The organism is Planococcus lenghuensis (genome assembly GCF_001999905.1).
Classification (GTDB): Bacteria; Bacillota; Bacilli; order Bacillales_A; family Planococcaceae; genus Indiicoccus; species Indiicoccus lenghuensis.
Window position 1 is genome coordinate 746507 of sequence record NZ_CP019640.1, and the last position, 24488, is coordinate 770994.

Sequence of the window (24488 nt, forward strand, 5' to 3'; positions counted from 1 at the left end):
TGCTTTAACCGCTTTGTGATCTGCAGAGTCTCACCGGGCCCGCAAATTCCCCGGAATGGTCACATAAAATCCCGATTTAGGAAGGAGAGGTTCCATGCCCCTGGTAACATTGCCTGCCGTTTGGGTCGTCATCATCGATGTGGTGGCATGGACTTTCTTCCATCTATTCATTTCCGCCTGGTGCTTAAGAATTCCGCAAACGTTTTTCCTGAAAGATCACGCCTGGTTCCGCCTGTTCTCTTGGGAAAGGTCAGGGGAAATATGGCAGCGATTGTTCAGAGTGAAACAATGGAAAGGGCTGCTGATAGACGGAACGGTTATTCTGAAACAGGGCTACAGTAAAGAGCGGTTACCCGGCAAGAGACGGGATGACTTAAACATCTTTGCCGCGGAAACAAAACGGGCTGAATTGACCCATTGGCTCTCCATGGTGCCCGCGCCGTTATTTTTTCTTTGGAATCCTCCGGGTGCGGGTTGGGCAATGATCGGCTATGCGGTGTTATTCAATCTGCCATTCATCGTTGTCCAGCGGTATAATCGCGGACGCATCGCCATGATTACATCTAAAGAAACGGGGGAATCCATGTGAAAAAGAAAGTGATCGTCATCGGCGCGGGAGTGGCAGGACTGGCAAGCGCCATCAGGCTTCAGCACGCCGGATACGAGGTCTCGCTATATGAAAAAGAATCCACACCCGGCGGGAAAATGAACCGGATCGAAATGGACGGTTACAAATTCGATCTTGGACCGAGTATCGTCATGGTGCCGGAAATCTACCGGGAAGTGTTCGAGCTTTGCGGTCGGGATTCCGACGACTATATCCCGATGGAACAATTGGATCCGATGTACCGGGCGTACTTCAGCGATACACCCGACGCGCCGATTGACATGTCTTCTGACCTTATCCGGCTGACAAAAACCATTGAGTCGATCAGTGAAACAGATACGGGCGGGTTTTTTCAATATCTCCATGAGACGTATAAGCTCTTTTCGTTTGCCAAGATCGATATTTTGCAGCGGCCGTTCCGTAAACACCGGGATTTCTATAACCGTTCCCTACTGAAAAAAGGCAAGAAAATGAAGGTGTTCGATACAGCCGATCACTTTATCGGCCGGTATATCCAAAACGAACGTTTGAAACAGATCATCAGTTTTCAGACGCTGTACATAGGCATCTCCCCATATAAGAGCCCATCGTTTTATACGATGATCCCGATGCTTCAGTTTTTATACGGTGTCTGGTTCATCAAAGGCGGGATGTACACCATGGCTTCTTCCATGGAACGACTTTTTGAAGAGCTCGGCGGGGAAATTTTTTACAACAAGAGCGTACAGGAAATAACAATTGAAAATAAAAATGCCACCGGAATCATTGTCGACGGTGAACAGGTGCGAGCGGATTATGTGGTGTGCAACGCCGATTTTCCATTTGCCATGAAAAATTTGGTCAAGGACCCAGTTGCTAAAGGAAAATACACGGACAAGAAAATTGATAAGATGAAATACACCTGTTCCTGTTTTTTGTTGTATTTAGGGATGGATAGAAAGTATTCAGAAGTCGAACATGTCCATAATTTTATTTTCAATGAACAATTGGATAAAAATCTGGAAGACATCTTTTCAGGGAAGAAACTGACGGACGCCTCATTTTATGTGTATATCGCTTCGAAAATGGATCCTTCGTTGGCGCCGGAGGGAAAAGATGGATTGTATATTCTGATGCCGGTTTCGAACGTCGCGACGGCCGATTATGAATGGACCGATGAAACAATCGCGTATTACCGTGGCTATATTTTAAATGAACTGAAAAAGATACCGGGCTTTGAAAACGTTGATAATGAAATTGTCACAGAAACCTGCATCACGCCGCTGGATTTCGAATCGAGGTTCAATGCCTATAACGGTGCCGCTTTCGGTCTGCAGCCGACGTTTTCCCAAAGCAATCATCTGCGGCCGCAAAGCAAGGCGACGCATTGTTCGAATCTGTATTTTACCGGAAGCAGCACGCATCCGGGCGCCGGGGTGCCGATTGTGCTTCTGTCAGCAAAAATCACGGCCCAGGAACTGATCCTGGATGACCAAGGCGTCAAGGCCGGAAGTTCAGAGTAAGGAAACGCTGAAAGATCCGGATCAAGACAAGGAGGGATTCAGATGGCTACTTCAGACGTCATTAGTCTCATCATCGGTTTCCTGGCAGTCGTGACAGGCATCCTCATGTTCTGGTCACTGCCAAAACCGCAGTTCCGCGAGCATGCTGATCTTCCGTTTGTCTCCGTCATCATTCCCGCGAGAAATGAAAGCACCCGGATCACCCCGTTGCTGCAATCACTGGCGGAACAAAAGTATCGGTCATTTGAAGTGCTGCTGGTAGATGATGACTCATCCGACAATACGTCAGCCATTGCAGAAAGTTTTGGTGCGCGTGTGCTGCAAAACGACCCGGAAGAGCTGGGACACGGCAAATCGGCTGCCTGCTGGTACGGGGCAAAGCAAGCCAAAGGGGAGTGGCTCTTATTCCTGGATGCGGATACTTACTTTACGAACGTGGAGGGCATCCGCAATCTACTTCTTTCTTATCAGAGGCGCGGTGCCAAAGGAATCGTCTCCCTGCAGCCATTTCATACCGTCCGCCGGCTGTATGAAAATCTCTCTGCCGTTTTTAATGTGATTGTCATCGTCGGGATGAATGTGTTCACGGTGTGGGGCTATCGTTTCAAAACGGCCGGCTCGTTCGGTCCGTGCATTATCTGCAATAAAAACGATTATTTTTCAACCGGGGGACATAAAAAAATCCACGGGGCGATCATGGACGACTTGGAATTGGGGCAGGCATTTCTTGATAAAAACTTGCCGGTTTATTGCCTCGGCGGCAAAGATCTCATCTCTTTCCGGATGTACCCGAACGGGATTGGCGAATTGATAGAAGGCTGGTGCAAGAGCTTTGCTGTTGGTTCGAAATCTACCCATCCATTCGTCATGCTGCTGACCGTCATCTGGATCGCCGGCAGCTTCAGCATCGCAGTCGCGCTGATCTCGTCGATTGTGTCGATGGATGCTGTTGCCATGATTCTCAGCGGTTTATTGTATGTTGTTTTTGCCGCTCAGACTGCATTGTTCGCCCGCAGATGCGGAAATTTCAGCTGGTGGATTTTCCTGTTTTTCCCATTGCTGTTTCTATTTTTTACAGGCATCCATTTGTATTCCTTATTCCGGGTGAATGTCCTGCATAATGTGAAATGGAAGGGCCGGAAAATAGATGTTTGACGAAAAGCTAAAGCACCCGGCCATGCCGGGTGTTTTTTGCTTTCCGAGAATCTGTTGATAGGTGTGTTACGAGGAGAAGAAGAACCGCTATTTCTATACGGCAACAATCGCTCCGCTGATTGTGGCACTGCTGTTTTATCCACCATGGAATACGTAAGCCGGTTTAATTTTATAGGGATTCCTGCACTTTCCGCGTATAATGGAACCTATCAGGTTTTTGCTGTGATTTTTCTGCTGAAGAAACGGTGACCATGAATCGGATAATTTAATTAAATGAGGTTACGTATATGAATGAAACAAGCTTTAATAATTACGGATTGAGCGATGAAATCCAAAAAGCGCTCAAACTGCTGAAGTACACTGCATTGACAGAAGTCCAAAGGGAAGTCATCCCGCAAGCGCTCAAAAAGCGGGATCTTGTTGTAAGATCCCAGACGGGGAGCGGCAAGACTGCGGCGTTCGGCATTCCGGTATGTGAAATGATCGAATGGGAAGAGAAAAAGCCACAGGCGCTTGTTCTGACACCGACGCGTGAACTGGCGGTTCAAGTGCGGGAAGATCTCGCGAATATCGGGCGCTTCAAGCGGATCAACCCGGTGGCGGTCTACGGCAAAGAGCCGTTTGCCAAACAGAAAGAAGAGCTGAAACAGAAGACGCATATCGTTGTCGGAACGCCTGGCCGGGTCAGTGACCACATTGAACGCGGAACGCTTGCGCTTGATGGCATCCGGTATTTGATCATCGACGAAGCGGATGAAATGCTCAATATGGGCTTCATCGAAGAAGTGGAAGCGATCATCAAGCAATTGCCGGCAGATCGGGTCACGATGGTGTTTTCTGCGACATTGCCGGAGAATGTGGAAAAACTCTGCTATAAATACATGACCGATCCGGTGAATATCCAGATCGCTTCAGAAGACGTGACGGTCAGTGCAATCGACCACAGTGTCATTGAAGTGAAAGAAGAACAGAAGATGAATGTGCTGAAAAACGTGACGGTCATTGAGAATCCGGACAGTGCCATCATCTTCTGCCGGACAAAAGACCATGTCGACTCGGTCTATGCCGAACTTGAAGAGTCCGGCTACAGCGTGGAAAAACTCCATGGCGGCCTTGTGCAGGAAGACCGGTTCGCTGTCATGGAAGGCTTTAAACTCGGCAATTTCCGCTATTTGGTGGCGACTGACGTAGCGGCCCGTGGAATTGATGTAGACAATGTTACGCTCATCATCAATTACGATGTGCCGGTCGAAAAAGAAAGCTATGTCCACCGCACCGGACGGACGGGCAGAGCCGGCAATACCGGTAAAGCAATCACGCTGGCATTAGCACACGAAGGCCGGCTGTTGCGGTCAATCGAGAATTACATCGGCTTTCCAATCCCCGCAGCTGAGGCACCGGCTCCGCATGAAGCGGCAAAAGCGCAAGCTGCGTTTGATGAAAAAATGGACAGCCGCCGGGTTGTCCGGAACAATAAGACTGCACGGGTGAATAAGGATATTTTGAAACTTCACTTCAGCGGAGGCAAAAAGAAAAAGCTCCGTGCCGTCGATTTTGTTGGCACCATCGCTAAAATTCCCGGGGTGTCCGCGGATGATATCGGTATCATCACCGTTCAGGATAACCTGACATACGTCGATATCCTGAATGGCAAAGGGGCGCTTGTATTGCAGACCATGCAAAACACGCCGGTCAAAGGGAAGAAACTGAAAGTCAGTAAAGCAGTTAAGTAATCAGAAGTCCCTCATTTAGTACATCAAAAGCATTCCGGGTAAGCGCCCGGAATGCTTTTTTGAATTCTTAAAGTGCATTCAGTTTGTTTTAAAGTGCACTCACCGGTTTTTAATCACACTTCATGCAGGGATTAACATGCATTCAGCTCCCGTTAATCGCCATTCAGCCCGTCTTAGAGTGCATTCACCCCATACGTCCACTATTCTTATCAAACTTCCTAGAAATCTATGCCGGCATTTTTTAAAATGCATTCATCAATTCTTAATCGTCATTCACCGGATCTTAAAGTGCACTCGCGGGTTGTTAATCATCATTCAGTGAATCTTGATATGCATTCAGCGCTCCTTAAAGTGAATTCGCTGCAATTCTAGCTGCTTTTTGGATAAATATCATAAATAATTGGTCTTCCATTAAGAAAGTCGGCGCTGCTTTTTGAATCTTTTTTCATGAACTGCACTGAAACTCTTAAAGTATATTTCGTATCCCCAATGGCCACTCGCCGAATTTTGATATGCAACCGGCGCCCTTTATCGTGAACCCACCCTGTCTTATCCGTCGAATCCATTCCTGTTTCCATCAAATTCCAGACGAAATAAAAAACACATCCGCTCCTCTGAGCAAATGTGTCCCTCAACACTTATACAAGTCATGGCACCCGTTTTTCCAAATTTCTGGCCGTCTCACTTTTTTTTACAGTTGTCTGATCCCGATAAGTTCCGAGCGTTTTATCCACCGACGTATGCGTGACGCCGTACCAATAATTCTCATTCTTGAAGTGATGCCACAGGTGCGCTTTTTTGACTTGTTTGCCGACTGCCGTCCGCGGCTGGATCGGCTTATGTGCGACATAATGCTTCCATTCATAATACAGGAAGTAAGTCATAACACCGGTCAGGAATGCGGCTGTCAGCGTGAAGCTGTCTTCTGCTGCCAAAAACAGCGCGGAGGCAATCAAAAAATTCGGCAAACTGAACCATAGCGGCAAGAACAGGAGATGCAGATTATTCGGATCGGCATGGTGATCGAAATGCAGTCGCTTGATTGTCTTCAGCAGCAGTGGATTCGATGGTGTCTTCATATGGAACAAAAACCGGTGGACCATGTACTCACTTAATGCATACGCGGACATGCCAATGACAAAAGACAGCCAGACTTGCCAGGAAAGCGCATGGACGAACGTAAACAGCAGAAGGGGCACCAGCAAAATAAACATTACCGTGACATCGCGAAACAAGAAGAATTCTTTGTAATGCGCACGCATGAGAGTCACGTCTCCTTTTCGGAATGTAGTTGTTTAAGTATAAAGTAAACTGAAAATTAATACGATAGGAATTTTAGTCGAAAATTGATGACAAATAGGAATACCCGCTAATCGTCAACCAGCAGAAACCCGCAGAGGCTGCCTCTGCGGGTTCTATGTTCTTTAGATTTATTTATCGCTGTTTTCAGGCGGCTGCTTGACGCCTTCCGCTTCGCCGGGCCGCGGGTAATCGGCGGCTCCGTATAACCGGCCGGTCTCCGGATCGATCAGGATAGCTTGAATATCACCGAGCCGGTCATCAGCTGTCACTGATTTAAAACTTTGGTCGGAGTGGTAGCCGAGTTCCTTCAATTTCGCCATCGCTTCCTCATTGATGCCGTCCTGCCATTCGATCGACAAATCGGCTGTGTTATAGATGCGCCGTTCCTGAATGGCTTCTTCCAGATCCATTTCATATTCAAGTACATTCAGCAATACCTGCAGGACCGAAGCGACAATCGTTTCAGCACCCGGTGAACCAAGTGTGAAAAATGGTTTGCCTTCGTGGAATACAATGGTCGGTGTTTTAGAACTGACCGCAAATTTATTTGAATTCGGTTCGTTGACGGTGCCGGGCTCCGGTGTGAAATCCGTCATGTCATTATTGAGCAGGAAACCATAGCCGGGCACGGTAATGCCGGAACCGAAAATCCGTTCAATAGAAGAAGTGCATGCCGCCACATTGCCCCAGCGGTCGACAGCGGTGAAATGTGTTGTTTCAAAGCCTTCCTGATGGGATTCCACGTAGGGCCGCTCTGATTTTTCGCCGCTCTGGTATTTCCAGGGGTTGCCGCCATGGACTTTTTCCATTCGACGGTCCAGCTGGATCAATTTGCCGCGTTCTGTAATGTAATCGGGATTCATCAGGCCTTCCAGCGGGATATTGATAAACTTCGGATCTCCGATATACGTGTGCCGGTCTGCGAGCGTCAAGCGCATCGCTTCGGCAATGATGTGATATTTCTCCCAGGAATGCGGCGGGTATTGCTTGAGTTCGAAAGCTTCCAGCATTTTCAGCATTTGAGCAACCGCAAAGCCGCCGCCATTTGGCGGTGCCGGGAAAGCCAGGTCGAACTCCTTGTAACTGCTCCATAACGGTTCATAGACATCCGCTTTATAGCCTTTTAAGTCTTCTTTCGTCATCAAGCCGCCATGCTCCTGAACGGTATTGATGATGGCGTCCGCAATTTCACCTTCATACACACAATCAAACCCTTTATCACGGATAAGTTTCAGCGTCTTTGCCAGCTCCGGCTGTTTCACCATATCGCCTTCCTTGAGTGGGGTGCCGTTTGGAACATACAGTTTTTTAGTTTCATCGCTCATACGGTCTTTAAAAAGATCGATTGTCCGTTCCCATAGAAAGTTGACCCGGTAATCGTTTTCAGCAAGCTGGATCGCGGGCTCGATCAGCCGTTCCAGCGGCAGGGAACCGTACCGGTTATATGCAAGTTCCAGCGTCCGCATGATACCCGGAACGCCGACTGATTTCGCATCAATCGACCGGTCATCAAAGGGAGGCATGTTACCTGCCTCATCCACATACAAATCCGGTGTCACTGCTTCCGGTGCTGACGAGTGGCCGTGAAGCACCTTGGTCTCGTCCCGCTCGCTGTCATAATAAACGAGGAATCCGCCGGCTCCGATGCCGGTGTTCATCCCTTCAACAACAGCAAGTGCCAACTGGATGGCGATGATGGCGTCCGCCGCATTGCCGCCTTCTTCCAGCACGAGTCTTCCGGCATCCGTTGCTTCTTTTATCGCGCTGGCGGCCATGCCGTATTCACCGCTGTCTGTATGCTCATGTGCCGCCAGTTTTGAGGCTTTCTGGTTTTGGATGATGTCTTTTGCTCCCACTCGATATACCACCTTTCAAAAATTACTCGGATGTTCTGCTTGCCTGCAGATTCCAATCTATTCTCTATTTGCTGTTTACCCAACCTGCCTGTTATCGGAAACGCTTCCGCAGGTTTCTTCTGCGCTGACTCCGGGAAAAGTGAAGAGAGTACTTGCTGCAGGATAAAGAAGCCGAGGGGATCAATGATGGAAAAAAGAACATATATCACAATTATGCTGGCGGTGCTAACCATCGCAGCTATTTTTCTGAACACAGCTGTATTTGATGATTCGGATAATCCGGACCTTGATCCGAAGCAGTTCTACAACATCGCGCACCGGGGAGCATCGGGGGATACGCCGGAACTGACGATGGCCGCGTTCGATCGGGCGGTGGAAAAGGGAGCGGACTACATTGAAGTCGATCTGCAGATGACTAAAGATGGGGTCATTGTGCTGATGCACGATGAAACTGTGAATCGGACGACAGATGGAACCGGACTGGTCAGTGAATTGACCTTGGCGGAGATCAAACAGCTTGATGCCGGTTCCTGGTTCAATGAAGCGTTTCCTGAAAAGGCCCAGCCGGAATATATCGGCCTTGAAGTGCCGACGCTCCGGGAAGTGATTGAAGAATATAGCGATGAACTCCGGCTCTACATTGAAATTAAAGAACCGAACGCTTTTCCGGACCTCGAAGAGAAACTTGTTTTTCTTCTGAATGATACCGGACTGATCGGAGAAGACGTGCCGCCCGGTAACGTGCTGATTCAGTCATTCGGAGCCCAAAGCCTCTATAATATTTACCTTCTTCAGCCGGATATCCCGCTGATTCAGCTGATTTCCTACAGCGACATTCCAAGCATTACGGGAGATGCAATGGACAGCATTAACGAATATGCGGTCGGCATTGGCCTCAGCTATACGCAGATCACACGATCTTTTATGAAAGAAGCGCTGTCACGTGATTTATTGGTTCATCCATATACCGTCAATAAGCCGGAACATATGGAGACACTCATTGAATGGGGGGCCACCGGCATCATCACCAATTATCCCGGAGTGCTGCAGGAAGTAATTGAACGTAATAAAGAGGAATTAATTGGGTATAACTAGAATAGAACCAATAACCCACAGAAAAGGAGCAGGATTATGGATTATAAGAATGTAACCGTAGCAGGTGGCGGCGTACTCGGCAGTCAGATTGCTTTTCAAACTGCGTTCAAAGGATTCGCTGTTTCTGTTTACGACATCAATGATGAAGCGATCACACGTGCGAAAGAGCTGATCAAGAGGCTGAAACCACGTTACCAGGAAGACTTGGGAGCGACGGATGAACAGCTTGATGAAGCCTTTGGGCGCATTTCCTTCCATACAGACCTTGCAGAAGCGGTTCAGGATGCGGATCTTGTCATCGAAGCGGTTCCGGAAGTGGCGGCCATTAAAACCGAGTTTTATCAGAAACTGGGACAAGCGGCACCGGAAAAAACAGTATTCGCCACCAACTCATCAACAATGCTGCCAAGCCAGTTTGCAGAAGCGACAGGCCGACCGGAAAAGTTCATCGCTCTGCATTTCGCCAATGAAATCTGGCGCAATAATACGGCAGAAGTCATGAAACACCCCGGAACGGACATGGGAGTTTTTGACGATCTGATGGAGTTTGCAAAAGCGATCGGGATGATTGCCTTGCCGCTGCATAAGGAACAGCCGGGTTATATCCTGAATTCCCTGCTCGTGCCATTACTTGAAGCGGCGCAAAAATTATTGGTGCGGGAAGTATCCGATGTGGAAACGATCGATAAAACATGGATGGCGGCGACAGGTGCACCGCTTGGCCCGTTCGCCATTCTTGACGTTGTCGGCATTGCGACCGCCTATAATATCGGAAATGCGAAAGCGGAAGCGACTGGCAACGAGGAATACAAGAAAGTGGCTGAGTTGCTGAAAACCGAGTATCTCGATAAAGGAAAGTTGGGACGGGAAACCGGTGAAGGATTCTACAAATATCCGAACCCAAGCTTTGCAGATCCGGATTTCCTGAAAGAATGACGGGATAAGAGCTGGACTCCTAACGATGGCAGGAGTCCTTTTTGCTCTCTGCATACAAGCTATTTATTGTCAAGGACATCAAAAAGGCATACGGTGAGAACAGGGCAACACTACATATTAAAGGAACTTCACAAAATTAACTGGAAATACAGACTGGAAGGAGGGGCTGCATGGAAACTCATTCATTTTTCCATGAACAGTGGAAATGGCATGAAATCGACTTTATCACCGAGGAAGATGAATTGCGCAAATTGATAGATGGCTATCATGTGCCGGATAAATGGATAAAACAGGCAGGACACGAAAGGCGCAATACATTATTGATGAGCCGGAATGTCCAGCAAAAGGAAGCGGTCTGGGGATCTCTTGTTTATAACCTCGATCCCGCCGACAGGGATACGCAGCAGATTTTTCACTTTTTCTTATCCCGTGACACACTCATTACAGGCAATATGGATTTTCTGGAGCGGACAGCTATGGATAAAGAGCTTGTGCTGGAAAACATGAAAACGACTGATACTGCAATCGAAGGGTTAATGATCATCATCGACGTGGTCATTGACGGATTTCTTAAACAAATCGACGCCATGGAAGTGGACATCCGGGATTTGATATGGAAGTTGCAGCAATCGAACGGTGAGGAAGTACTGGATGAGCTGATGAACATCCGGCACCAGCTGCTGGTCATAAAAAACCTGATCATTCCCGTGCAGGAAATTCACATGTCGATCAAAGAAGCTTTCGAGGGGCAGGATCAGCAAAAACAATTTTATAAACGGGCAGGCCAGCAGCTGGATCGCTGCCATTTCTTGATCAATGAATACAAACAAGAAGTCTCGACGATGGTCGAATTGGAAGATGTGACCGCTTCGGTCATGGGCAACGAAGTTATGAAAACATTAACCGTCATCACGCTTCTATTCACGCCGATTTCCGCGTGGGGTGCTTGGTGGGGCATGAATTTTAAGCACATGCCCGAGTTGGATGAGAAGTTCGCGTATTTATTTGCAGGACTGTTTATCTTCGCAAGTGTAGCTGTCCTATACTTCTTCATTCAGAAAAAAGGCTGGTTCGGTGACTTGCTGAGCAGGAAAAAGAAAAGGTAAGACAGTGGAAAACTGGATGTATGGATTTTGGATTATATAGGTTTTCACCTATAATGGAGTGAAAACCAGAACTGAAGCGTTCCCTGTTATATAAACAGCTTCAGTATAAAAGGGGATAACCTACTATGTTGGGTAAAGGAAATATCCAGGTGAACGAAATACTGAAGCAGTCAGTCGGCAAACATGTACTTTATTTTACCGAGCAACCAGAACGGTATATTGAAAATGCAATTTCCTTTGTCACGGCTGGTGCAGAGCAAGGGGATTATGTGTTTTTTGTGGAAAACGCTCGTATTTTACCGGTAATTCAGCAGCAAGTGGAACAGCTGCTGACGCCGGAACAATTGGCTCGCGTCCATTTCATGAACAATTATGCCTTTTACTGGCAGAATGGCGACTTTCATCCGCCGACAATTCTGGCTCATTTTACAAAAACGTTGGCACTGCATCTTGTAGCAGAAAAATCCTTCCGGACATGGGGGCATATTGAGTGGGGAGACCAGGAAGAAATCACCCGGGATATCGAAGAATTTGAACAGGCGATTGACGGAATCGTTTCTAAACAAAAAGCAATTTCCGTCTGCGCTTATGACGTTTCCCGCGTGTCGGAACCCTTCAAAGAACTGTTACTGAACTGCCATAGCTATTTGATGACAGATGATGAAATTATGCCTGTCGCCCGGTAAAGCTGTATTTATAAGCTCCTATGATAATTCATCAAACCACTGACCCATCCCATTAATGGAATGGGTCTTTTGGTATTTTGAACAAAAGCTTTACTGTAGCAGTAAGAAAATGATTACTACAGATGATTTTTTTCATAAAAGAAGATTCATATAGAACAGACAAACCGGAATGATTCTGCTGAAAGACGGGTACTGCAAAAGTAGACCAATCTATTAGAGGGGGAAGCGGGATGTCTGTTTTTTCAAATGAAGCATTACAAGGAAAGCATGTGCTCGTGACAGGGGCAACAGGTGGAATCGGCTTTGAAACAGCAAAAATGCTGGTGCAGATGGGAGCTAATGTGACGATTACAGGCCGCAATCCCGAAAAGCTGCGTGAGCTGGAAACACAGCTCCTGGAATTGGCGGGCCGTGAACGGATTTTCAGCCGGACGGCGGACCTGACAAAGGAAGAAGACCGGCATGCGCTGATTGCAGAAGCGGAGAATGCACTCGGTTTCATCAATGCACTCGTGAATTCAGCGGGCGTATCAGGCGGTGACACGGTTGAGAATCTGGAGGAAGCCTTCATCGAACAGCTGATGAATCTAAACTTCAAATCGACGTTCATGCTGACCCAGCCGATCTATAAGAAAATGATGGAGCGGGGGGAAGGGAGCATCGTCAACGTTTCATCTTTATCCGGTTTAAGAGGCACTTACGGCAACAGCGCCTATGCAGCGAGCAAATTCGCACTGACCGGCTGGACGCAATCGATGGCAGTGGAAGCGATTGAATACGGAATCCGGGTGAACGCGGTATGTCCGGGCTATGTGGACACAGAAATGGCACGGTCGAGCATCCGCAGGAGAGCCGGACGACACGGCGTGTCATTTGAAGACGCATTCAAGCAGGCGGAAAATACAATCCCGTCCGGCCGGCTTACAGAAGCGGTCGAAGTCGCGAACACGATCGCGTTTTTACTGACGGATGCTGCCCGCAATATCGTCGGGGAATCGGTGAAGATTTCCGGCGGCAGTGTAATGAGGTAGAGAGAGGGAAGTAATATATAAACAGAAAAGGAAAAGATGCTGGCAGGTGACATGTATGACCCCACTGATCGAAACTGGCTGCTGCCCAGACATCCTGGCCGGCAATTCAATGAAACACTTGAACATGAAGGCGGCAAGCGATCGAAAATTCTCGAGGAATTGTAGGGCTCAGTGGTTGGTGAAAATCCGGCGAAAATCATTAAGCGGTTAAGTATCTGACTGTTGAATGTATAACAGGGTCCGGAACAGTGCCTGTTCCAGGCCCTGTTTTTTTGTCAATGAGAAACTTGAATGGAATTTTTAATGACAATCACCTTATCAAGCGTGATAGCAAGCGTGGGAATAATGGTTCTGGCTATGATACACTCGAAGAATATGAGCACAATTCATTCTGTTTTAATCAGCGGCCGGCTCGAGCCAAAAAGGTGTATTCTTAATTGCCGGCAAAGCTTACCAGATTAGACTGCTGATACTGACAGCTGAAAGAAAAGAGGTGATTGCATGGTTGACAGTCTGCGTGCGATTTATCCGTCACTGATTATATATGAAGAAGAAATCCATGATTTTGATCGCAGCTATAAATGGTTTGTTACAAAAGAGAATGACATCATCGGAATCCGGCGGGATGAGCTGACGTCAAAGGATATTGCCGTATTGAACGCGTTTTTAATGCCGTACGACACGGAATTTCCCTTTCTGACGGATGAAGAACGCGACTGGCAGGCTGCTGTCGCTCCGGATAAGCAAAATCCGGCCGGCGATGCTGCCGGTGAATTGCCATACCGCTTTGTGTACTTCTCGATCCGCAAGAACCAGATCAGCCCTGCTGCGTTCAAAGAGGCCATTCAGGAGCTGTTTGCCCGGCGGGTGCCGATTCTGTGGGAGAACGGACACGAGGGGATGCTTGTCGAGTACCGGACAGCGAAGAAAGAAGTCATCTCGTATGACGAAATCATCGATGTTCTCATGAGCGATTTATATATCAAGATCGATTTCATGGTCGGTCCTTTCCGGGAAGGACGCAGCGACGCAGCAGAGCATTATACTCTTATGCTCAAGGCGGCGAAAACCGTCTTCCATTATTCCAATCAGCCGGTCGCCCTTTTTCTTGAAACGGTCCCATATCTATTGATCGATCAAGCGGACCCGGAGCTGTACCGGAATATCCGGGAGACTGTCCTGCAGGAATACATTAATGATGAAGAAACACTGAAGATGATCGAAGTGTTCACCCGCTCCAATCTGAATATATCGGAAACCGCCAAATCGCTGCACCTGCACCGGAACAGCCTCCAGTACCGGCTTGACCGCTTCATGGATAATACCGGAATTGATATCCGGAAATTCCACAACGCAATGACGGTTTACCTGGCATTGCTGGGGCGTGACTAACCTTCATTGGTCAACGTGCAATACAGCCGGCTGAATCTTTGTGCGATTCCACCATTACCGGAGTTCCATTCCTCCGGTATGCTGGTAACAGGTAATGAAAACACTTACATTTGCTGGAGGGAAATAGAGATGGCTGGATTAACACTGAAAAACATAAAAAAAGTTTACGATAAAGGCGTCGTATCTGTTCAGGATTTCAACCTTGAAATCCGCGACAAGGAATTCCTCGTGCTGGTTGGCCCGTCAGGCTGCGGTAAATCAACAACACTTCGGATGATTGCGGGACTTGAAGACATCACAGAAGGTGATCTCTATATCGGAGAACGCCGGATCAACGACGTTTCTCCGAAGGACCGCGATATCGCCATGGTATTCCAGAATTATGCGCTCTATCCGCACATGAACGTCTATGATAATATGGCGTTCAGCCTGAAACTGCGCAAACTGAAAAAAGACGAAATTAAAAGACGTGTTGATAACGCAGCGGAAATTCTGGGCTTGGAGGATTACTTGAACCGGAAGCCGAAAGCGCTGTCTGGCGGTCAGCGCCAGCGGGTTGCACTTGGCCGTGCGATCGTTCGGGATGCGGAAGTCTTCCTGATGGATGAGCCGCTGTCCAACCTGGATGCCAAATTGCGCGTGCAGATGCGTGCGGAGATCCAGAAGCTCCACCGCCGTCTGCAGACCACTACTGTATATGTTACGCATGACCAGACAGAAGCGATGACGATGGCGACTCGCCTCGTTGTTATGAAGGACGGATTCATTCAGCAAGTAGGTTCACCGAAAGAAGTGTATGAACTGCCGAATAACGTATTTGTCGGCGGCTTCATCGGTTCACCGCCAATGAACTTCTTCGATGGGAAAATTGAAGGGAACCGTTTCGTCATGGGCGATGTAAGCGTGCTGATTCCGGAAGGGAAACTGCGGACATTGCGCGACCAGGATTATGATGGCAAAGACATCATTCTCGGCATCCGGCCGGAGGATATCCATGATGAGCCATTGTTCATCGATACGACACCGGATACAACGATCAAAGCATCGATTGATGTGGCGGAACTGATGGGAGCGGAAATCGTTCTCTATTCCACTGTCGCCAACCAGGACTTCATCGCGAAAGTCGATGCCCGGTATAACATGGAAGCCGGCCAGACGGCAACACTGGCACTCGATATGAATAAAGCGCATTTCTTCGATGTTGGTACGCAAATGCGGATCAGAGGCGAACGGGTTCAGGAAACCGAAACCATCGTCGCCGCTACAAAGTAAAATAATAAAAAGGGATGTCCGGAACGTCAGTGAAAACTGGCTTTCCGGGACATCCCTTTTTTTGTGGAGAGAGCAGCCTCATTGCTATGCCTGGTGGATGCCGTATAATGTCCACGGGGAGGGCAGGATGAACGGCTGATTGTCCGGCAGTGTCCGGACAGCTTCCTCGTCCAGGTCCATCCAAATGTACGTTTCAGCATCAGGTTCTTCTGTTTTCAACTTTTGAAAGGCGCGGTCTATGGTTTCCCATAATCCGGGCTGCTCCATCAGGTCTTGCCACGGATAAATGGTATGCAGATACGTACGGCCTTTCACGTCTTTCTTCGTAATCAGCACCCGGTCATTTGTTGCGTTTTCAAAGAATGACCAGTTTGCCAGCTCATCTTCCTGAAACAAGTCCCAGGAAGCGGGGAACAGGTAATAACATTCATATGGAAAAACAGCTCCTGTTTTTATGTACAGCTCATTCACCCATTTCTGTTTTCGTTGCATCTCGTGAATTTCCTGCCAAGCATCACCGCCGGCAATGAGCGGGGATACATCGGCTGCCGTGGCGCCGTACAGCCGTGCCTGTTGATGCAGTCCGATTTTTTCCAGAACACGCCGGGCTGCCTTGTTTTCTTCCTGGGTATTCGCTCCGACCCAGCGGATGGCTGGCAGCTTGCTTGCTTCTTCCACAATATAGCGTGACAGCTTCGTGGCCAGGTCCTTGCCGCGGTAGCGCACATCACTCCGGACTCTGCCGATCATGGCATAATGTCCGGCGAAAACGGTGTAGCCGCACACACTTGCCAGGTGGTTCTCTACGAATAATCCGTACAGCCGGTTATCCCCGCTGACCAGTCGGCTGAAAATTCGTTTCACATAATCTTCCTCAATGCCGGTATCCATTGCATCGAAAACCGGTGAATCTTCTTCCGTCAATAGGCGGATTGTATACTCCATTCTTGTCTCACTCCTAAGTCCTGAGTTCCATCTTTCTATTATACCCAGTCAATTCAATGCCAGCCACTCGAGCAGAGAATCCGTGCAAGCTGTAATTTCAATGGTCAAATTGAAACTTTCCCAGTCCTTTCCCAGTCTGATGCTGTAAAGGGGAGGGGTTTCCGGATGAAGAAGTGGCGGCAATCGCTGCTGATCCTGGGACTGACAGCCGGTATGACCGGCTGCGGGACAACGGACAGCGGACCTGGGAGCATGGCAATTTCAAGTGGTGTGGATTATGGGGAGACGGATTATGAATTGATTGCAGATCCGAACAACGAACTTGGCGTGAAACTGCTTGCGGATCTGTCGGAAACGGAGACCGGTAATATTTTCATCTCGCCTGCCAGTCTGTATATGGCGCTTGCCATGCTGTATAACGGCGCGGATGGCGTGACGCAGGATGAAATCGCCAAGGTGCTTGAAGCGGAGGAAATTACGCCTGAAGAAATGAACCGGGCGAATGCCTCGCTCATGATGGAACTCCGGAGCGAGTCGGATAAGATTCAGCTGAATGTGGCCAACTCGCTTTGGGTGAAGGACAATTACCAGTTCGAAGGTGCATTCATTGAAAGCAGCCAAGACTATTACAATGCAAAAATCGAGTCGATCGATGTATCGGATCCGGCTTCAGCGGATGCTATCAACAATTGGGTGAGCGAAGCGACGAACGACAAAATCGAGGAGATGGTCCCGAATCCATTGCCCGGCAATTTAGTGGCGATCCTGCTGAATGCCATTTACTTCAAGGGGGAGTGGCAGCATCCGTTCGAGCAGGAGGCGACGCAGCTGCAGCCTTTCAAGCTGACGGATGGCACATCAGAACAAGTGCCGCTCATGCGTCTTCAGGCGGAACTGCCATATTTCGAAACGGAATCCTTTCAGGCGGTCTCACTTCCGTACGGAGACGGTGAAATGAGTATGCACGTGTTTTTGCCGAATGAGACCTCTTCACTGGAAGAATTCGTTTCCGGTCTGGACGCTGCCGCCTGGTCGGAATGGATGGAAGAATTCCATCCGCAGGAAGGCACACTCGGGTTCCCGAAATTCGAACTGGAGTATGAGGTCATACTGAATGAAACGCTCGAGCACCTTGGTATGGCAACGGCTTTTAGCAGCGTGGATCTATCACGTATGCTCGAGGAAAGCTCCGGGTTGTCTATCAGCGAAGTGAAGCAGAAAACATATATCAAAGTGAACGAAGAAGGGACGGAAGCGGCGGCGGCCACATCCATCGCCGTCGAAGAATCCGCGCCGGCTGACCCATTCAGCATGGAAGTGAACCGCCCGTTTTTCTTTGCCATTACAGACAGGGGCACGGGTGTCATTTTATTTATGGGAGCGATTAAGAATCCGGCATAGCAGTCTGCAAAGTAAGAGCGTGAATCCGCGCTCTTTTTTCCTTTTATGGGCTGTCAAGTTAGTATTGTCATACTTAAAGAAAGCCATTGACTTAACTCAAGACCTGTTTTATAGTTTAAATTAACAGAAAATTAATATTTTTATAAATAAACATAATTAGTATTGAAATACTCGGTTCAAAGTGAGGAAGCCGGATGCATAATGAAAAAGCTTTATGGACACTGCTGGGTCAATTGCGCGGCTCTTTTTCCTTCGATGATGCACTGGAGCTTTCAGCAGTCGGAAGTCTGTTCGGTTTGTTGGCCCGGCGTGGAGAACTCGATTTTGATGCGTTGCTGTCATCTGAAAAAAGTATCAAAGATACGTTGGTGGCAGCTGAACAGGAACATTCGTGCCTTCAGGGCATCAGCAGTGGGTTAAACATCATTAACAGAGCTGCTTCAGTAGAATCGATCCGATTCTTATGTGATTTCAACACATTGCGGAATGATATTGAGGATTATGACGACTGGTTTGAGGAAGTGCTGGAACTGATCAGCCGCCGAAGCCGGAGTAAAGGCGAGCATAGTTCTCCTGAGACGATCAATACGGCCGCGCTCTCGATTCTGAAGCCCGGGAGCGGCACATTTTACGACGGAGCAGCCGGGTTGGGCGGCGGTTTCATAGAAGCTTGCAGACAGGCCGGGGACACAGAACTGGTACTTTATGGTCAGGAACTTGATCCACGGGCATGGGCGCTGGCAAAAATCCGGCTGTTCCTTCACGGCATCGGGAACGTAACACTTAAACAGGGCAATGTGCTGACAGATCCGGCTTTTACGGATGACAATCATGTCCGGCAATTCGATTACGTATTCATGGATGCGCCATTCGGATTGACTTTACCGCATGCCGAAACACTCGAACAGGATCCCTACAGCCGCTTTCTGTATGGCGTTCCGTCCCGGCGCAGTACGGATCTCGCTTTTCTGTCGCATGCCCTTGCGTCACTCAATAACAGGGGAAGAGGCATTGCCGTGACAGCGGACGGTGCTTTGTACCGGGGAGGGGCGGATGCGGCAATCCGGAAGAATATCCTTGCTTCGGATATGATCGAAGCGGTGATTGCTTTGCCTGCCCGGCTCTATGAGACAGCCGTGCTGCCTGTGAATCTGATTGTATTCAATAAAAACAAGGGTGCGGATCGGAAAGGGTGCATTTTATTCATCAACGCGGGAGACAGGGCGGCGGAAGGGCAGCGCAGCCGCCGGGTGATGACAGCAGAAGAAATCCGCCGCATTACAGAGGTGATGGAAAGCGGAACGGACGTGCCGGGTTTCAGCAAATGGATCGGGACAGAAGAGGTCAAAGAAGGCAATCTCTTGCCGAGCCGGTACTTGGTGGCAAGTGAGGCGGTGATTGCCGGAATCGGCACGGTCCGCGTATTCCCGGAACAATTGGATCAAGTGAAACGGGTGCCGCTGAAAGAGCGGGCGGAATTTTTCAGCGGGTTTAATGTTGTCTCAAGGAACAAGGAAAGCGATCAAGGCAAATACCGCATTGTGAAAATTTCAGACGTGCAGGACGGGCGGCTCAATTTGGAAAACGTCACCCGATATGCAATCGATAACAACGCAAAAGTGGAGAAGTACCAGCTGGCAGCGGGAGATGTCATTTTGTCGATTCGGGGGCAGGCGTTAAAGTCGGCAGTCATTCCGGAAAACAGTGGAGACTTGCTGCTGTCGCAGAACTTTGTCGGCATCCGCTGCGGTCCCCGGCTGCATCCGGAATTTCTGAAAGTCTATTTGGACAGTCCGCTTGGCCAATTTTTATTAACAAGCAAATTGTCCGGCACGACGGTTCCAACGCTCAGTCGAAAAGACGTGGAAGCATTGGAAGTTCCTGATGTGCCAATCGGCGATCAAGTGAAAGTCATCCGTTCATACAGCAGTAAAAAAGCAGACATTGAACGGCAGATGAAAGAACTGGAGCGACAGCGGCAGGAAGTGAATAGGGAGATATACAGACAGATGGGGATTGGTGATGCGTTTGGGCTGACAAACTAACGGTGGAGGGGATCAGAATGGAATGGTCATATTGGAAAATCGTCTGCAAATACGGACATGTCGGGATAAGGAAAGAAGTCAGCGTCGCCCGGCATTTACAGCTTCCGGCTCATTGTACACTTCTGGATGCATGCAAGGTGGCGGGGGAAATGCCTGGCGTGAAAAATAACGGTGTGTTTTCAGGCCGGCAGATCTCGCTTGAGGAATTTTTGCAGGGCCATCGGGAAGAAGCGGAAAATCTGTATTTGCAGAAACTGAAGAGCCACCGGAATGCGACGGCTTAGTTTCGGGCGGTTGACAGATGTCGATCTGCCGCGGACAGTGAAAATCTATTTAGTCAAAGAAATCCTTGGCGGATGGCTCGGTCGGCCGGAAAAGCGCGGGCTGATGGTCTGACAGCTCAACGAACCGGAAAAGGACGTGTAAACGCAATGGAACAACTTACAAAGAGACGAGTGAAGGCAAGTGCGATTGACTTTGCAATGGCCACTGCGATTACGTTGACAATCGAGCAACTGCTCCGCAAAAAAATAAAAAATGAAGCGTTCCATGTATTAATTACGCCAACTGCCGTTCAATGGGGTCTGGAATTCATTCAATTGAAGCAGAGCGGGCAGACGGTAGGATACAAACAGCAAGGACTCGTCCTCGAAAACAGCCATGGTTCCGAATTGGCCACTATGCAGATTGCCAAACGAATCTTTTACCGTGATACGATCGGTCCGTGGGTTTACTGGAAAGAACGGAAAAAGCTCGAAAGTGGAAATGGTGCAATATTGCCGCAGGACCGGTTTTCAGGAACGATTGTGAGAGAAACAAAGAGAGAAATGAATCACTGAAAACCGCTTCCCGAATACTTTCCGGAAGCGGTTTTCAGTGGAAAGAGGGCAATTATACGCCGGCTGCTTCCAGTTTTTCCACAGGTGCGAATCCCTGTGTTTTCTTGAATTTCATGTTATGCGGGAAGTTCGCCATCGAATCAGAGCAGTCGATGGCCTCGAAGTTCAGGCTGTTCAACGTGTGCCGGTCAAACTTGACTGAGAGAATCGGGAGTGTCCCGGTTTTGCCTGTGACTGTATCAAGGATTTCATCCAGCGCATGGACGATGACTGTGTCAAAGGGCAGGATGGCGAACAAATCACGGGCAATGCGGATCGCTGCGCTGCATACATAATCCTGCTGGATATCGAAATACATCGTCTTAGACATGTTCTTGACGGATAATTTTCCGGTTTTGGTGAGTGATTTTACTTGGGGCGGCACAACGTGTTCTGAACTGACCAGGAATTCCACTTCAATCGTTTTCGGGTCTTCGATAATGAATTCAAACCCGCTGCCGAATTCCAACAGGTCATCCAGCGGATTCAATTCCTCGATGACTTGCAGATATGCTTCGACCTCCTGCTGAAGGATCCGGTTTGCGAGCCGGACAGTGCGGATCATTTCCTTGAACTCTTCCGTATCCCTTTCCCGTGCATCCGTCAAAGCCTGTTTCAGTTTCGCTTCTTCTTTATCTGCTGTCTTCAACAGTTGCTGCATGAAGGAGGGGGTGAATGCTTCCAGTCGGCGCTGTGCTTCCAGTTCATGTTCTCCGATGTCTTTCGTATGATGCGGATGCTTGTACCGGCTGATTTCAGGCCAATCAAATACATCATCGCATTCCTTATGTATCGAGCGGATCATTTCCAACTGATTTTCAAATACTTGAACTTCATACCGGGCTTGCTGCAATTCTTCCTGCTTGGCGATTTCTTTTTGCTGCCTGGCGAGCTGCTGCCGCTGTGAATGCGCAGCGCTTTTATATTTCCTGCCTGAACTCGAAGTGGAGACATAGGAAATGCCTGTTCCAGGAATGCTTGCTGTTGTCCGTCGCTGCCCGCGGGAATTTACCGAATAACGGAGACCCTTTACCCCAACGCTTGCTCCGACTCCCCGTTTCGATACATTGACCCGAACACCAGGTGCAATTTTAAAACTTTTTCTGAATCCTAATCCCATCTTATTACCTCCCTTTCACCCAGTATATGCCATGGTGAATGGGTAATATAGTTTGAAAAGAAATTTTTCTGTAGTTAAATTTATTAGCAATAAGATCAATCTTTATCAATTGACACAACGAAAAAAATAAATATAATACATGGTAGAAAGACAATAAACTAATCATTCAATTAATTATCCAAGCCGTTCATTCATTTCAGACAGAGGAGCTGATGCGTGATGGCAGAGAAACTGCTCATGTGGAAGGGGAGAAAGAACCGGGACAGCCCTTTTTGAATTGCGTCCGCTTACGATCACGGATTTTTGCTGCTGACCAATTCATTAAAACATCGTGGAAAGGAATGATTCTGATGAATACATTGTTTCCGAAAAAACATGATGACTTTTTCCCAAGTCTTTTTGGAAGCGGGTTGGAATCGGACTTTTTCAATAAGTTTTTTGGTGAACCGACGTATCCGCAAGTGGACATCAAGGAAAAAGGGGAGCAGTACGAGTTTACAGTCGACCTGCCGGGCTTTGCGAAAGAAGATATTGAAGTGGAGTACCGCGACGGCTATCTGGAAATCCGCGGCAATAAGCAGCAGAAACAGGAAACGGAAGAACGCGATGGCCGCTATATCCGAAAAGAGCGTTCCTACGGCGCATTCAAACGAAGCTTCTATATTGGTGATATCGAAGAGGACAATATTTCCGGTTCTTTCAAGGAAGGGATCCTGACGCTCAACGTGCCGAAATCATCGGAACGGGAGAGAGGGCGCCGCATTCAGATTGAGTAGAGTTTAGTAAATAACGGTTTTGAAACGAATCAGGCATCAAGATGCAAAAACAGGCGGATGGCTGTAAGGAGCCGCCTGTTTTCTTGTTGTCGCAAAAACATAAACAATTAACTTGCATTTCCCCTCCATTCTCCCCTACAATACGACAAGTAACCACAAGGCCGTGCGCATGCGCATCGCCTTTTTACTTTTTTATATATAAATTGAGGCAAGTATTCAACATCCCACCCGGCATCGGAAAGAGTAAATGCGAGACGCCTGCGGAAGAACGGACGGATCAAAGATCCCGCGTGCCGGCAGGGCCGTTCGTCCGCGGCAAACGGTTTTGCTTGCGCAGGAGCAAGCGAGCTTTTACGATCCGAATGCCGGTCTTTAAAATGTAAATTCTTTAGATTAACTTATTATAGAATGGAGAAATAATTATGGATCGGCTGATCAGACTTTCTATTGTATTCGTGGCGTCTGTCGTCCTGGCAGCGTCACTTAATTTGTTTTTATTGCCGCATGAAATCCTGACAGGCGGCGTATCAGGGATTGCCATGATTCTCGGGCTAATGACGCCGGTCAATACGGGTATCTGGATTATTATTTTAAATATCCCGATTCTCATCCTCGGCTGGATGAAGCTCGGTAAAGTGTTTATCGCGAACAGCGTTTTCTCAGTGCTTGTAACATCAGTGGCGCTTTTGTATATCCCGGTCATGGAATTGACAGGTGATGTACTGCTATCCTCGGTATTCGGCGGTGTGATTGCCGGTATCGCGATCGGCTTAATTGTCCGTTTTCATAGTTCAACGGGCGGATTTGATGTCGTGGGGCTATTCCTGACGATGAAAAAGGACATCCCGCTCGGCGGCCTCGTCTTTGCCATGAACAGTACCGTTGTGTTCATCTCAGGTTTCATTTTTTCATGGGAACTCGCGATGTACACGATGGCATCCATTTACATCACGGGACTTGTCGTGGACCGCATCCATACGCGTCACGTTAAACTGAGCCTGATGGTTGTGACGAATAAAGGAGAGGAAGTCAAAAAAGAATTGCTGGATAATTTATATCGCGGCATTACCGTCGTCGACGGAGAAGGGGCTTATTCGGAAGCACAGCTTAAAGTGCTCTATACCGTCATTAACCGCTATGAATTGGCCCTTGTGCGTCCGTTGATCAGAAATATCGATCCAAATGCGTTCGTCAGTATCAATGAAACAATGGAAGTGATGGGTAATTTCAGAAGAGACGATCCTTCAAATAAAACTGCACATTCCAAGAAGAACGCAGCATAAAAGAAAGCCGCTTCCCGTTAACCGAGGAGCAGCTTTATCTATTTCCAGTGACCGGCAGTTTTTCTTGTATGCTCAATGGATAAATTGGTCTTTACGTTATAAAGTGCCCGCCCGGCGAGGATCAGACTGCCGAAAAGATAAAGGGTATTCGCATAGCCACCCTCTGAGCTGAAAAAATTGATCAGGCTGCCGGCGACGAAAAAGAAGGCAACGAGCAGGTCGTTGAACGTAGTTGTCAGCTTGCACTCTTTTCTGAATAAAATCCGCGAAGCGGCGGTTTGAATTTCTACATAGTCCTGATTGTGTTTGATGCTCAGCATGTCTGTGCCTCCTCTGACTTTCAATTCTCTTTCTCCGTACATAGCCG

General features: G+C 48.2%; 24 protein-coding genes. 19 read left to right on the plus strand and 5 right to left on the minus strand.

Features of this window, described 5'->3' with window-relative positions:
• The first annotated feature begins 94 nt into the window (after window positions 1-94).
• From B0X71_RS03865 to B0X71_RS03880, 4 genes are all read left to right on the plus strand, one after another.
• The gene (locus B0X71_RS03865; RefSeq protein WP_077588210.1) at window positions 95-589 is read left to right on the plus strand and encodes a glycosyl-4,4'-diaponeurosporenoate acyltransferase CrtO family protein; all 495 of its coding nucleotides are present in this window, start codon (window positions 95-97) and stop codon (window positions 587-589) included.
• A complete protein-coding gene (locus tag B0X71_RS03870; protein WP_077588211.1) occupies window positions 586-2109 on the plus strand; it encodes a phytoene desaturase family protein in 1524 nt (507 codons plus the stop codon). Before B0X71_RS03865 ends, B0X71_RS03870 begins: the two co-directional genes overlap by 4 nt.
• 42 nt (window positions 2110-2151) lie before the next feature.
• Window positions 2152-3264, plus strand: a complete 1113-nt coding sequence (locus B0X71_RS03875; protein ID WP_077588212.1) for a glycosyltransferase family 2 protein — start codon at window positions 2152-2154, stop codon at window positions 3262-3264.
• A gap of 287 nt (window positions 3265-3551) precedes the next feature.
• Complete coding sequence (locus tag B0X71_RS03880) at window positions 3552-4997, plus strand: DEAD/DEAH box helicase (RefSeq protein ID WP_077588213.1); 1446 nt, start codon at window positions 3552-3554, stop codon at window positions 4995-4997.
• Between the two features lie 647 nt (window positions 4998-5644).
• Here the strand turns inward: B0X71_RS03880 and B0X71_RS03890 are convergent.
• Both B0X71_RS03890 and ggt read right to left on the minus strand, forming a co-directional pair.
• Window positions 5645-6259, minus strand: a complete 615-nt coding sequence (locus B0X71_RS03890; RefSeq protein WP_077588215.1) for a sterol desaturase family protein — start codon at window positions 6257-6259, stop codon at window positions 5645-5647.
• A 168-nt stretch (window positions 6260-6427) separates the two neighbouring features.
• A complete protein-coding gene (ggt, locus tag B0X71_RS03895; RefSeq protein WP_077588216.1) occupies window positions 6428-8155 on the minus strand; it encodes a gamma-glutamyltransferase in 1728 nt (575 codons plus the stop codon).
• A 186-nt stretch (window positions 8156-8341) separates the two neighbouring features.
• Here ggt and B0X71_RS03900 point away from each other — a divergent pair, with 186 nt between their 5' ends.
• The 8 genes from B0X71_RS03900 (at window position 8342) to B0X71_RS03930 (ending at window position 15673) form a co-directional block, all read left to right on the plus strand.
• The gene (locus B0X71_RS03900) at window positions 8342-9250 is read left to right on the plus strand and encodes a glycerophosphodiester phosphodiesterase (RefSeq protein WP_232336780.1); all 909 of its coding nucleotides are present in this window, start codon (window positions 8342-8344) and stop codon (window positions 9248-9250) included.
• Between the two features lie 36 nt (window positions 9251-9286).
• Entirely contained in the window at window positions 9287-10186 is a 900-nt protein-coding gene (locus tag B0X71_RS03905; RefSeq protein WP_077588218.1) for a 3-hydroxyacyl-CoA dehydrogenase, read from the plus strand.
• Window positions 10187-10356: 170 nt separating this feature from the next.
• On the plus strand, window positions 10357-11292 hold the full coding sequence (locus B0X71_RS03910) for a magnesium transporter CorA family protein (RefSeq protein ID WP_077588219.1): 936 nt from the start codon (window positions 10357-10359) through the stop codon (window positions 11290-11292).
• Between the two features lie 125 nt (window positions 11293-11417).
• Entirely contained in the window at window positions 11418-11978 is a 561-nt protein-coding gene (locus B0X71_RS03915) for an MEDS domain-containing protein (protein ID WP_077588220.1), read from the plus strand.
• 230 nt (window positions 11979-12208) lie between these two features.
• Window positions 12209-13009 (plus strand): SDR family NAD(P)-dependent oxidoreductase, encoded by an 801-nt coding sequence (locus B0X71_RS03920; RefSeq protein ID WP_077588221.1) that lies wholly within the window; start codon window positions 12209-12211, stop codon window positions 13007-13009.
• 36 nt (window positions 13010-13045) lie between these two features.
• Entirely contained in the window at window positions 13046-13174 is a 129-nt protein-coding gene (locus tag B0X71_RS21520; protein WP_269750097.1) for a hypothetical protein, read from the plus strand.
• A 336-nt stretch (window positions 13175-13510) separates the two neighbouring features.
• Window positions 13511-14401, plus strand: a complete 891-nt coding sequence (locus B0X71_RS03925; RefSeq protein WP_077588222.1) for a PucR family transcriptional regulator — start codon at window positions 13511-13513, stop codon at window positions 14399-14401.
• Window positions 14402-14530: 129 nt separating this feature from the next.
• Window positions 14531-15673, plus strand: coding sequence for an ABC transporter ATP-binding protein (locus tag B0X71_RS03930; RefSeq protein WP_077588223.1), 1143 nt, complete (start codon window positions 14531-14533; stop codon window positions 15671-15673).
• 84 nt (window positions 15674-15757) lie between these two features.
• Here B0X71_RS03930 and B0X71_RS03935 read toward each other — a convergent pair whose 3' ends face one another.
• Window positions 15758-16618: a GNAT family N-acetyltransferase gene (locus B0X71_RS03935; protein ID WP_077588224.1), complete on the minus strand. Its 861-nt coding sequence runs from the start codon at window positions 16616-16618 to the stop codon at window positions 15758-15760.
• 165 nt (window positions 16619-16783) lie between these two features.
• Between B0X71_RS03935 and B0X71_RS03940 the strand changes: the two genes are divergently transcribed.
• From B0X71_RS03940 to B0X71_RS03955, 5 genes are all read left to right on the plus strand, one after another.
• Window positions 16784-18019 (plus strand): serpin family protein, encoded by a 1236-nt coding sequence (locus tag B0X71_RS03940; protein WP_077588225.1) that lies wholly within the window; start codon window positions 16784-16786, stop codon window positions 18017-18019.
• A gap of 194 nt (window positions 18020-18213) precedes the next feature.
• Window positions 18214-20064 carry an N-6 DNA methylase gene (locus B0X71_RS03945; RefSeq protein WP_077588226.1) on the plus strand — a complete coding sequence of 617 codons (1851 nt, stop codon included), beginning with the start codon at window positions 18214-18216 and terminating at the stop codon, window positions 20062-20064.
• A 17-nt stretch (window positions 20065-20081) separates the two neighbouring features.
• Entirely contained in the window at window positions 20082-20348 is a 267-nt protein-coding gene (locus tag B0X71_RS03950) for a hypothetical protein (RefSeq protein ID WP_077588227.1), read from the plus strand.
• A complete protein-coding gene (locus B0X71_RS21525; protein WP_269750098.1) occupies window positions 20335-20460 on the plus strand; it encodes a hypothetical protein in 126 nt (41 codons plus the stop codon). Before B0X71_RS03950 ends, B0X71_RS21525 begins: the two co-directional genes overlap by 14 nt.
• A 35-nt stretch (window positions 20461-20495) precedes the next feature.
• Window positions 20496-20903, plus strand: coding sequence for an RDD family protein (locus B0X71_RS03955; RefSeq protein ID WP_077588228.1), 408 nt, complete (start codon window positions 20496-20498; stop codon window positions 20901-20903).
• Window positions 20904-20955: 52 nt separating this feature from the next.
• Here the strand turns inward: B0X71_RS03955 and B0X71_RS03960 are convergent, their stop codons facing one another.
• Window positions 20956-22062 (minus strand): DUF4236 domain-containing protein, encoded by a 1107-nt coding sequence (locus tag B0X71_RS03960; RefSeq protein WP_077588229.1) that lies wholly within the window; start codon window positions 22060-22062, stop codon window positions 20956-20958.
• Between the two features lie 212 nt (window positions 22063-22274).
• Between B0X71_RS03960 and B0X71_RS03965 the strand changes: the two genes are divergently transcribed.
• Window positions 22275-22838 (plus strand): Hsp20/alpha crystallin family protein, encoded by a 564-nt coding sequence (locus tag B0X71_RS03965; protein WP_077588230.1) that lies wholly within the window; start codon window positions 22275-22277, stop codon window positions 22836-22838.
• A gap of 422 nt (window positions 22839-23260) precedes the next feature.
• Window positions 23261-24121 carry a YitT family protein gene (locus B0X71_RS03970; protein WP_077588231.1) on the plus strand — a complete coding sequence of 287 codons (861 nt, stop codon included), beginning with the start codon at window positions 23261-23263 and terminating at the stop codon, window positions 24119-24121.
• Window positions 24122-24159: 38 nt separating this feature from the next.
• Here the strand turns inward: B0X71_RS03970 and B0X71_RS03975 are convergent, their stop codons facing one another.
• Window positions 24160-24441, minus strand: a complete 282-nt coding sequence (locus B0X71_RS03975) for a YrhK family protein (RefSeq protein ID WP_077588232.1) — start codon at window positions 24439-24441, stop codon at window positions 24160-24162.
• Between the last annotated feature and the right edge of the window lie 47 nt (window positions 24442-24488).

Bases quoted from the DNA above. Each gene is read 5' to 3' on its own strand.
- B0X71_RS03865 (WP_077588210.1), top strand. From the start codon at position 95: ATGCCCCTGGTAACATTGCCTGCCGTTTGGGTCGTCATCATCGATGTG.
- B0X71_RS03875 (WP_077588212.1), top strand. From the start codon at position 2,152: ATGGCTACTTCAGACGTCATTAGTCTCATCATCGGTTTCCTGGCAGTC.
- B0X71_RS03880 (WP_077588213.1), top strand. From the start codon at position 3,552: ATGAATGAAACAAGCTTTAATAATTACGGATTGAGCGATGAAATCCAA.
- B0X71_RS03890 (WP_077588215.1), bottom strand. From the start codon at position 6,259: ATGCGTGCGCATTACAAAGAATTCTTCTTGTTTCGCGATGTCACGGTA.
- B0X71_RS03900 (WP_232336780.1), top strand. From the start codon at position 8,342: ATGGAAAAAAGAACATATATCACAATTATGCTGGCGGTGCTAACCATC.
- B0X71_RS03905 (WP_077588218.1), top strand. From the start codon at position 9,287: ATGGATTATAAGAATGTAACCGTAGCAGGTGGCGGCGTACTCGGCAGT.
- B0X71_RS03910 (WP_077588219.1), top strand. From the start codon at position 10,357: ATGGAAACTCATTCATTTTTCCATGAACAGTGGAAATGGCATGAAATC.
- B0X71_RS03915 (WP_077588220.1), top strand. From the start codon at position 11,418: ATGTTGGGTAAAGGAAATATCCAGGTGAACGAAATACTGAAGCAGTCA.
- B0X71_RS03920 (WP_077588221.1), top strand. From the start codon at position 12,209: ATGTCTGTTTTTTCAAATGAAGCATTACAAGGAAAGCATGTGCTCGTG.
- B0X71_RS21520 (WP_269750097.1), top strand. From the start codon at position 13,046: ATGCTGGCAGGTGACATGTATGACCCCACTGATCGAAACTGGCTGCTG.
- B0X71_RS03925 (WP_077588222.1), top strand. From the start codon at position 13,511: ATGGTTGACAGTCTGCGTGCGATTTATCCGTCACTGATTATATATGAA.
- B0X71_RS03930 (WP_077588223.1), top strand. From the start codon at position 14,531: ATGGCTGGATTAACACTGAAAAACATAAAAAAAGTTTACGATAAAGGC.
- B0X71_RS03935 (WP_077588224.1), bottom strand. From the start codon at position 16,618: ATGGAGTATACAATCCGCCTATTGACGGAAGAAGATTCACCGGTTTTC.
- B0X71_RS03940 (WP_077588225.1), top strand. From the start codon at position 16,784: ATGAAGAAGTGGCGGCAATCGCTGCTGATCCTGGGACTGACAGCCGGT.
- B0X71_RS03945 (WP_077588226.1), top strand. From the start codon at position 18,214: ATGCATAATGAAAAAGCTTTATGGACACTGCTGGGTCAATTGCGCGGC.
- B0X71_RS03950 (WP_077588227.1), top strand. From the start codon at position 20,082: ATGGAATGGTCATATTGGAAAATCGTCTGCAAATACGGACATGTCGGG.
- B0X71_RS21525 (WP_269750098.1), top strand. From the start codon at position 20,335: ATGCGACGGCTTAGTTTCGGGCGGTTGACAGATGTCGATCTGCCGCGG.
- B0X71_RS03955 (WP_077588228.1), top strand. From the start codon at position 20,496: ATGGAACAACTTACAAAGAGACGAGTGAAGGCAAGTGCGATTGACTTT.
- B0X71_RS03960 (WP_077588229.1), bottom strand. From the start codon at position 22,062: ATGGGATTAGGATTCAGAAAAAGTTTTAAAATTGCACCTGGTGTTCGG.
- B0X71_RS03965 (WP_077588230.1), top strand. From the start codon at position 22,275: ATGCGTGATGGCAGAGAAACTGCTCATGTGGAAGGGGAGAAAGAACCG.
- B0X71_RS03970 (WP_077588231.1), top strand. From the start codon at position 23,261: ATGGATCGGCTGATCAGACTTTCTATTGTATTCGTGGCGTCTGTCGTC.
- B0X71_RS03975 (WP_077588232.1), bottom strand. From the start codon at position 24,441: ATGCTGAGCATCAAACACAATCAGGACTATGTAGAAATTCAAACCGCC.